At 77.3% G+C, this 1,023-nt stretch carries 1 protein-coding gene; it reads right to left on the bottom strand.

Features of this window, described 5'->3' with window-relative positions:
* Nucleotides 1–55: 55 nt before the first annotated feature.
* Nucleotides 56–685, bottom strand: coding sequence for a redox-sensing transcriptional repressor Rex (locus CBZ_RS20365; protein ID WP_246013578.1), 630 nt, complete (start codon nt 683–685; stop codon nt 56–58).
* Nucleotides 686–1,023: the final 338 nt, after the last annotated feature.

Below are 1,023 nucleotides of genomic sequence, written 5' to 3'. Positions count from 1 at the left end.
CGCCGGGTCCCACCGGACCCGCGGACGCCGGCCGTCGCGTTCCCGGGGACGGCCCTCACACCTCCCAGGTCCCGGTCCGCCGACGGTCGTGGAACGCGAGGATCTGCAGCTCGGAGGCCACGTCCACCGCCCGCACGTCGACGTGCGCCGGCACCCGCAGCGCGCGCGGCGCGAACGTGAGGATCCCGACGACCCCCGCGTCGACCAGGGCGTCGCACACGACCTGCGCCCCGGCGGCGGGCGTCGCGATGACGCCGATCGTCGCCCCCGTGCCCGACACGAGCCCCGCGAGCTCCGCGAACGGCTGCACCGTGAGCCCCGCGACCGTCGTGCCGACGACGTCCGGGTCGGCGTCCACGAGCCCGACGACCGCGAACCCGCGGTCCGCGAAGCCCGAGTAGTTCGCGAGCGCGTGCCCCAGGTTGCCGATCCCGACGATGACGACGCGACGCTGCGTCGTCAGGCCCAGCACGACCTCGACCCGCTCCGACAGGTGCGCGACGTCGTAGCCGACGCCCCGGCGCCCGTACGAGCCGAGGAACGACAGGTCCTTGCGCAGCTGCGCCGACGTCACCCCGGACCGCGCCGCGAGCTCGTCGGACGACGTGAGGACCGCGCCCTCGGCGGCCAGCGCGTGCAGCGCCCGCAGGTACCCGGGCAGCCGCGCGACCGTCGACGGCGGCACCGCGCGCGCCGGACCCTGCCCGGCGTCCCGTCCACGGGTGTCCCCGTGCTCGCCGGTCCCGCCCGGCGCCGTCACCGCACCCCGCGTCCCGGGCGTCCTGCCATGCGTGTCCACGTCGACTCCCGCAAGCCCCCGCACGGCCGGGGCCCCGACCGTGGGGACAGGTTAGGGCGTCGGCCGTGGCCGTGAAAGGGCCCGCAGCAGGTGTCCCCCGTCGATCCGCCAGTAGCCCTGGCGCACCCCGTCGACCTCGACCACCGGGACGAGCTCGCCGAGCTCCCCGGCCAGGTCACGGCCCCCGGCGGCGTCCCCGGGGCGGTCGACGTCGACCTCCCGCC

This window comes from Cellulomonas biazotea (assembly GCF_004306155.1).
Taxonomy (GTDB): Bacteria; Actinomycetota; Actinomycetes; order Actinomycetales; family Cellulomonadaceae; genus Cellulomonas; species Cellulomonas biazotea.
The sequence above is the reverse complement of the archived record's forward strand: the minus strand, read 5'-3'. Positions and strand labels throughout refer to the sequence as shown.